The 8,132-nt window shown below is 44.1% G+C and carries 5 protein-coding genes and 1 pseudogene; 4 read left to right on the forward strand and 2 right to left on the reverse strand.

Annotation, left to right across the window (positions count from 1 at the left end; translation table 11 throughout):
* Nucleotides 1-25: 25 nt before the first annotated feature.
* The 4 genes from HMPREF0106_RS19120 (at nucleotide 26) to HMPREF0106_RS19105 (ending at nucleotide 6,029) form a co-directional block, all read left to right on the forward strand.
* The gene (locus tag HMPREF0106_RS19120; RefSeq protein WP_050427850.1) at nucleotides 26-1,444 is read left to right on the forward strand and encodes a glycoside hydrolase family 125 protein; all 1,419 of its coding nucleotides are present in this window, start codon (nucleotides 26-28) and stop codon (nucleotides 1,442-1,444) included.
* A gap of 143 nt (nucleotides 1,445-1,587) precedes the next feature.
* Nucleotides 1,588-2,718 carry an aldose epimerase family protein gene (locus tag HMPREF0106_RS19115; protein ID WP_009039176.1) on the forward strand — a complete coding sequence of 377 codons (1,131 nt, stop codon included), beginning with the start codon at nucleotides 1,588-1,590 and terminating at the stop codon, nucleotides 2,716-2,718.
* Nucleotides 2,719-2,859: 141 nt separating this feature from the next.
* Nucleotides 2,860-4,914: a beta-L-arabinofuranosidase domain-containing protein gene (locus tag HMPREF0106_RS19110; protein WP_032851060.1), complete on the forward strand. Its 2,055-nt coding sequence runs from the start codon at nucleotides 2,860-2,862 to the stop codon at nucleotides 4,912-4,914.
* 26 nt (nucleotides 4,915-4,940) lie between these two features.
* Entirely contained in the window at nucleotides 4,941-6,029 is a 1,089-nt protein-coding gene (locus HMPREF0106_RS19105; protein ID WP_009039178.1) for an acyltransferase, read from the forward strand.
* A 182-nt stretch (nucleotides 6,030-6,211) separates the two neighbouring features.
* Here HMPREF0106_RS19105 and HMPREF0106_RS19100 read toward each other — a convergent pair whose 3' ends face one another.
* A complete protein-coding gene (locus HMPREF0106_RS19100; protein WP_009039179.1) occupies nucleotides 6,212-7,555 on the reverse strand; it encodes a VapE domain-containing protein in 1,344 nt (447 codons plus the stop codon).
* Nucleotides 7,556-7,868: 313 nt separating this feature from the next.
* A pseudogene (locus HMPREF0106_RS19095) lies at nucleotides 7,869-8,132 on the reverse strand (ISAs1 family transposase); the annotation flags it as partial.

An 8,132-nucleotide genomic window follows, 5' to 3' on the forward strand; every position in this document is an offset into this window, starting at 1 on the left:
ACAGATCAAATATATCAGCGCAGGTATGCTTCTCTGTGGCGGGGAGCTGCAAGCCTCCAACCGTATGACGGAAATGCATGTATGTCTGGCGGATGCCATTCAGAAAGATAACCGCCCGGAAATATCCAATCGTTTGTTCCGTTCCAATGCGGTAGAGAAGGAGATTCTCCGTGTACAGAAACTTTTGAAGAATGCGAAGTTGGCATGGATGTTTACCAACTGTTTCCCAAATACACTGGATACAACCGTACATTTCCGTAAAGGAAGCGATGGCAAACCGGATACGTTCGTATATACGGGTGATATTCATGCTATGTGGCTACGCGACTCCGGTGCACAGGTATGGCCTTATGTGCAATTAGCTAATGCAGACCCTGAACTAAAAGAAATGCTGGCAGGTGTTATTCTCCGCCAGTTCAAATGTATCAATATCGATCCGTACGCGAATGCTTTTAATGACGGCGCTATTCCTGACGGTCATTGGATGAGTGACCTTACAGACATGAAGCCGGAATTGCACGAACGTAAATGGGAAATTGACTCCTTGTGTTATCCTTTGCGTTTGGCTTATCATTACTGGAAGACTACCGGAGATGCAAGCATATTCAACGAAGAATGGATTCAGGCAATCACTAATGTACTGAAAACATTCAAAGAGCAACAACGCAAAGACGGAGTAGGTCCTTATAAATTCCAACGTAAGACGGAACGTGCACTGGATACTGTGAGCAATGACGGTCTGGGAGCACCGGTGAAACCAGTCGGTTTGATTGTTTCCAGTTTCCGTCCTTCGGACGATGCTACTACGCTTCAATTCCTGGTTCCTTCCAATTTCTTTGCCGTATCTTCTTTGCGTAAGGCAGCCGAGATTTTGGAGACGGTAAATAAGAAAACGGCTTTGTCTAAAGAATGTAAGGACTTGGCGCAGGAGGTGGAAACAGCTTTAAAGAAATATGCGGTGTATAATCATCCTAAATATGGTAAAATCTATGCATTCGAGGTAGATGGTTTTGGAAATCATCATCTGATGGACGATGCCAATGTGCCGAGTTTGCTTGCGATGCCTTATTTGGGTGATGTGAATGTAAACGATCCGATTTATCAGAATACCCGCCGTTTTGTATGGAGTGAGGACAATCCTTACTTCTTTAAAGGCAAGGCAGGCGAAGGGATCGGCGGACCGCATATCGGTTATGATATGGTGTGGCCGATGAGTATTATGATGAAAGCCTTCACAAGTCAGAATGATGCCGAAATCAAAACCTGTATCAAGATGTTGATGGACACCGATGCCGGTACCGGTTTTATGCACGAATCTTTCCATAAGGATAATCCGAAGAATTTTACCCGTGCATGGTTTGCCTGGCAGAATACTCTTTTCGGTGAGTTGATTTTGAAGTTGGTTAATGAAGGAAAGGTAGATTTATTGAATAGTATACAGTAATATGCTGACATAGTAAATTGAACGCGGATAACGCGGATGATGCGGTTCTTTTTCTGGTGCAAAATCAGAAAAAACGTGTTATCCGCGTCGTCTGCATCTAAATATGAATAGCTGAAAACTAATAGTTAAAAACCAATTGTATCATGAAAAAGTTATGTGTATGGGCAGTTGCCGCCCTTTTAATGGCAGCTTGTACTCCGAAAGCTGAAAAGGCTACAGATTCCGGTTTATTGCAGAGTAAATTCCAGACAGAAGTAGATGGAAAGAAGACTGATTTGTTCACTCTGCGTAACAAGAACAACATGGAAGTTTGTATCACGAACTTCGGTGGACGTATTGTTTCAGTGATGGTTCCCGACAAAGACGGACAGATGCGTGACGTTGTTCTCGGTTTCGATTCTATTCAGGACTATATCAGCAAGCCTTCGGATTTCGGTGCGACTATCGGACGTTATGCCAATCGTATCAATCAGGGACAGTTCACCTTGGATGGTGTAGAATATCAGCTTCCCCGCAATAACTACGGTCATTGTCTGCACGGCGGACCGCAAGGATTCCAATACCGGGTGTTTGATGCTGCATTGTTGAATCCGCAGGAATTGCAGTTGACTTACCGTGCAGAAGATGGTGAAGAAGGTTTTCCGGGAAACATCACTTGTAAAGTGGTGATGAAACTGACGGACGATAATGCCATCGATATTCAATACGAAGCGGAAACAGACAAACCGACGATTGTAAATATGACCAACCACTCTTATTTTAATCTTGAAGGCGATGCCGGCAACAACTCCGGTCATTTATTGATGGTGGATGCGGACTATTATACTCCGGTGGACAGTACCTTCATGACGACTGGCGAGATCGTTCCGGTAGAAGGAACTCCGATGGATTTCCGCACCCTGACTCCGGTAGGCGAACGTATCAACGACTATGATTTCGTACAGCTGAAAAATGGCAATGGCTACGATCACAACTGGGTGTTGAACACGAAAGGTGACGTAACCCGTAAATGCGCTTCTTTGAAATCACCGAAGACTGGTATCGTACTCGACGTTTATACTAACGAACCGGGTATTCAGGTATATGCAGGTAATTTCCTCGATGGTTCACTGACAGGAAAGAAAGGCATTACTTACAACCAACGTGCTTCCGTATGTCTCGAAACACAGAAATATCCGGATACTCCGAACAAAGCGGAATGGCCGTCGGCTGTACTTCGCCCGGGCGAAAAGTATACAAGCCAATGTATCTTCAAATTCTCTGTTGATAAATAGGTTATAAAGGCAGTTCATGCCATTGAAGAACGGGTTGTCTGATTAGAGATTATCCGTTCTTTATTTTAATGTAATTTGTTAGTGCTCAATTGGGTTCATAGGGAAATTAGGATGATTTCCGGAAGTAGTAGAATAGACGAAATGAAGAAAAATAAAACGAAAGGACTTTTTGCATCGATAGTGCTTGGAGTGGCGGTTACAGCTTGTGCGCCTGCTTCTTCTTGTGGTACGGTGACGGTAGTGGACCGACCGGACATACAGTCCGTCAATACCAATTATATCGGGTATCGCGCTCCGCTTCGACCGTTGAATTTTATAAAGTTGCCGGTAGGTAGTATTCAGCCCGAAGGATGGGTGAAGAAGTATCTGGAGTTGCAACGTGACGGTCTGACCGGACATTTGGGAGAAATCAGCGCTTGGCTGGAAAAGGATAATAATGCCTGGTTGACAACTGGTGGCGATCACGGCTGGGAGGAAGTTCCTTACTGGCTCAAAGGGTATGGCAATCTAGCATATATCCTGAATGACCCGAAGATGATTGAAGAAACCAAATATTGGATTGAAGGTGTATTTGCCAGTCGCCAGCCGGATGGCTATTTCGGTCCGGTCAATGAACGTAACGGCAAACGCGAACTTTGGGCACAGATGATTATGCTCTGGTGTCTGCAATCTTATTATGAGTATTCTCAAGATCAGCGTGTCATTGACCTGATGACGAATTACTTCAAGTGGCAGATGACTGTTCCCGATGACCAACTTCTGGAAGATTATTGGGAGAAAAGCCGTGGCGGTGATAACATCATCAGTATCTACTGGCTTTACAACCATACTGGGGATGCTTTCCTACTCGAATTAGCCGAGAAGATTCACCGTAACACAGCCGACTGGACGAAATCCACCTCCTTACCTAACTGGCACAATGTAAATATCGCCCAATGTTTCCGTGAACCTGCCACTTATTATATGCAGACCGGAGATTCAGCGATGCTGAAAGCCTCTTATAATGTCCATCATCTGATACGGCGTACTTTTGGACAGGTTCCCGGAGGTATGTTCGGTGCGGACGAAAATGCTCGTCTGGGATATATCGATCCCCGACAGGGAGTGGAAACCTGCGGTTTGGTAGAACAAATGGCTTCCGATGAAATCATGCTTTGCATGACAGGAGATCCCATGTGGGCTGAACACTGTGAAGAAGTAGCGTTCAACTCTTATCCGGCTGCCGTGATGCCCGATTTCAAGGCATTGCGTTATATCACTTGTCCGAACCATGCCATCAGTGATTCGAAGAACCATCATCCGGGCATTGACAATCGTGGCCCGTTCCTTTCGATGAATCCTTTCAGCAGTCGTTGCTGCCAACATAATCATGCACAGGGCTGGCCTTACTTCACCGAACATCTGGTATTGGCAACTCCCGACAACGGAGTGGCAACAGCTATTTATGCAGCTTGCAAAGCTACAGTGAAAGTGGGTGACGGCAAGGAAATCACTCTTCACGAAGAGACAAATTATCCTTTTGAAGAAGGCATTGCCTTCACTGTTTCTACCGATGAAAAGGTCGCTTTTCCATTTTATCTTCGTATTCCTTCATGGACTCAAAAGGTGGAAGTGCGGGTGAATGGCAAGAAGGTAAGTGCAGCTCCTGTAGCGGGAAAATATCTTTGCATCAATCGCGAGTGGGCGAATGGTGATTGTGTGGAATTGACTCTTCCGATGTCTTTGTCTATGCGTACCTGGCAGGTGAATAAAAACAGCGTAAGCGTAGATTACGGACCTTTGACTTTGTCTCTTAAGATTGCAGAGAAATATGTAGAGAAAGACAGCCGCGAGACTGCTATCGGTGATTCAAAATGGCAGAAAGGTGCTGATTCGAAGAAATGGCCTACTACTGAAATCTATCCAGATAGCCCTTGGAATTATTCATTGGTATTGGATAAGAAAGAACCTTTGAAGAATTTCAAGGTCATCCGTAAATCCTGGCCGGCTGACAACTATCCTTTCACAGTAGCCAGTGTACCTTTAGAAGTAAAAGCTATCGGTCGTCCGGTTCCTGAATGGAAGATAGACGAAACAGGACTGTGTGGCGTATTGCCGGAAGAAGATGCGGTGAAAGGTGATAAAGAAGAAATAACATTGATCCCTATGGGTGCGGCACGGTTGAGAATCTCTGCGTTCCCGAACACAAAAGAATAAATTAATAACTAGAAAACTTAGAATAAATGAAACGTATTGTTTTTTTAGATTACATCCGTGTGTTTGCATGCTTTCTCGTCATCCTTGTTCATGCCAGTGAAAATTTCTACTGTGCTCCCGGAGCCACTGATATGGCAGGTCCGCAGTCTTTTTTGGCAAATGAAGTAGACCGGCTATGGGTATCAGTGTACGACGGTTTTTCACGTATGGCGGTACCCCTGTTCATGATAGTCTCTGCCTTCCTGCTTGCACCGATGAAGGAAGAGCAGTCTATGTGGCAATTCTATCGCCAGCGCTGTCTTCGCATCCTTCCACCGTTTTTCATATTCATGATACTGTACAGCACTCTACCTATGCTGTGGGGACAGATAGACGGAGAAACATCTATGAAGGACTTGTCGCGGATATTCCTGAATTTTCCGACGCTAGCCGGACACTTGTGGTTTATGTATCCTCTGATAAGCCTTTATTTGTTTATCCCAATTATATCCCCATGGTTGAGAAAAGCCACGGCTAAAGAAGAGCGTTTCTTTATAGGGCTGTTCCTGTTGTCAACCTGTATGCCTTATCTCAATCGTTGGTGCGGTGAAGTGTGGGGACAATGTTTCTGGAATGAATACCACATGTTGTGGTACTTCTCCGGTTATTTGGGCTATCTTGTTCTGGCACATTACATTCGTGTACATCTTACCTGGAACCGTTCCAAACGTTTCACTGTAGGAATCATTTTAATGGTAATCGGTGCTGTATGGACTATTTATTCATTCTATGTGCAGGCTATACCCGGCGAACTCCATTCCACACCTGTAATAGAAATAGGATGGGCTTTCTGTACGATTAACTGTGTGCTTCTCACAACGGGTACATTCCTTATGTTTACATGTATCAAACGTCCGCAAGCTCCCAAGTTAGTGACGGAAACATCGAAACTTAGCTATGGTATGTATCTTATGCACATATTCTGGCTCGGACTGTGGGTGACTGTGTTCAAAGATACATTGGCGCTTCCCACTGTTGCCGCTATACCATGTATCGCAGTGGTTACGTTTATCTGTTGTTTGGTAACAACTAAGATAATCTCGTTTATACCGGGCAGTAAATGGATAGTAGGATAAATATCCGGAAACAATAAGATTTTGAATAGATAATCAAGTCTTTTCTGATTTTCTATTCAAAATCTTACTGTTTATAGCCTATTTCCCTCTTAATGTCCTCTTTCTCTTTTCACCTCTTTCACCCCTTTGTAAACTGTTATTTCCCAGTCTCTTACGGGTGAATCCTTCCTCTGTCAGAAGCTTTATGCCGCTTTCATCGGTTTCACCAGATACACATTTCCATATTTGGTATGTTTGCGGGTGACACCTGCCGCAAGCAAAACTTGCGCGAACGTAGCCGGATTACTTCCACGCATGGCAGCGGGGTTATACATTTTCAGTCTTCTGAATATGTCCGAAGCCGAGAGCCGTTCGCTTCCCTCTTCATCATCTTTAGCTATCCGGAAGCAGGCATGAAAGACTTCCTCTGCCGGACACGGATGATAAAAAGCGGCGTTGTGGCGTTGCAGTTCCCGTTCCTCTTCTTTTGTGAACCAGTAGCGGATGCCGGAGAGCAGTTCAGCTTTCAGTTGGGCATAGATCTGATCGTGCATGATACCTTCGCAGTCGATCAAATGTTCTGCTTCAATGCAGATGAATCGCCGGCTACCGGTGGGATCGGTGAGCAAGTCAAAACGGTTGCTTGTACCGATGAAAGAAGCGATGCGCGGCAAGTTGCGGAAATTCTTTTGATAAGCTTTGCAGATATTCAGGTTTGCCATTTGCATCAGATTCTTCAATAATGGCATTTGCTGCGTTCCGTATTTGTCAAATTCATCCATGTTCAGAAGTCCCATTTCGGCAAGTAACCTTTCGGGTTTTCCTTGTGCAGACAGTTTCAGGTTGTCCATGTAATAACGTGACAGTGCCGGCGGCATCAGTGCCTTGCAAAATGTGGATTTTTGTCGTCCCTGCTCGCTGCTGACAAGTATGGGGGCTACGCTGTTGGCATGTATTCCCGTCATGCCTAACCATTGGGCGGTGAGTCCCAGCATCCAGGTATGGAAGCTTTTTATCCAGAGCTGATTGTCAGAGACACGCTGCGCCAAAGCTTCCAGTCTGTCTGTCCCATCCCAGCCGGGCAGTTCCTCCATGTAAAGCCGGAAAGGATGGTATTTAGGAATACAAGTGGAATAAATGTAACGGCTCAAGTCTTTATCCCAGCAGGATATGCCCTGGTCGTGTGCTTCCATGCAGAAAGTGTTCAGTTCCCGCTTACTTACAGGTTCGAAAGGAACGGCACGCTTGTTGGCAGGACGATATTCCGTTTCTTCCGTCAATAGGTTGTAACGAAAATCATACTGTTTTTGCAGGAATGTACGTACCTCTTGGGTTAATCGGACCGGTTGTTTTCGTTCTGTCTCTTTCTCCCTTCCAGTAGGCGGTGCTGTGTCCGGCAGGGGAACGGTATATTTATCTTCATGACATTTTAGCGTTTTCTGTGGCTCTTTGTCTGTTTTCTCAACTGCATCTTCTTTGTTTTCCTTCATTTGAAACAATTTTAGTTCCTTCAATACCTGTCTCCATATCAATGTTATTGCATTCATTGTTTTTTCTATTTTTAAGTGATTAAAATCGGTTTATTGTTCAGCACTGATACTGCGAATGTACTATAGGATGATACCGGTTTGCAAGTGTTTCTCCGGAAAAAATATAAATTTCTACTTGACTGAAGAAGGCGGCTTCTTATCGTCCTTTTCTCTATTTTTTATCGTATCTTTGACGAAGAGTTATTGTTGATTCACTTTCGTGGTTTAATCAAATGACAAAAGTGATCTACTTGGATAACAACTGTGATTTAAATGAACCACGGTAGTGGTTTGATGATAAACTTAAAGTTTTTCAGGGAAAACGCACGAGTTAAAACGCTTTAATAAAGTTGTTTATCAAATTAGCTAGATACTCATCACTCCATCCAGCCTTCTTCCTTTTCCTATTGACAGAAGTCTTCTTGTCTTCATCCTGATAATTCTTCAAAATGGTCAATGCCATTTTAGTTAAAGTGGAAAAGTTTTGTGCCGAATTCATCATTTTTCTTCCATCATCTTCATTAAATGTAACATCCAACTGCCAATGCAATCCATTTTCTACCGCCCAATGCTTTCTCTTATATTTAAGAATAAG

The sequence above is a fragment of the Bacteroides sp. D22 genome (assembly GCF_000163675.1).
In the GTDB taxonomy this organism is placed as follows: Bacteria; Bacteroidota; Bacteroidia; order Bacteroidales; family Bacteroidaceae; genus Bacteroides; species Bacteroides xylanisolvens.

Coding starts and splice junctions, on each gene's coding strand:
- HMPREF0106_RS19105 (WP_009039178.1), top strand. CDS start 4,941: ATGAAACGTATTGTTTTTTTAGATTACATCCGTGTGTTTGCATGCTTT.
- HMPREF0106_RS19100 (WP_009039179.1), bottom strand. CDS start 7,555: ATGAATGCAATAACATTGATATGGAGACAGGTATTGAAGGAACTAAAA.
- HMPREF0106_RS19110 (WP_032851060.1), top strand. CDS start 2,860: ATGAAGAAAAATAAAACGAAAGGACTTTTTGCATCGATAGTGCTTGGA.
- HMPREF0106_RS19120 (WP_050427850.1), top strand. CDS start 26: ATGCTTCTCTGTGGCGGGGAGCTGCAAGCCTCCAACCGTATGACGGAA.
- HMPREF0106_RS19115 (WP_009039176.1), top strand. CDS start 1,588: ATGAAAAAGTTATGTGTATGGGCAGTTGCCGCCCTTTTAATGGCAGCT.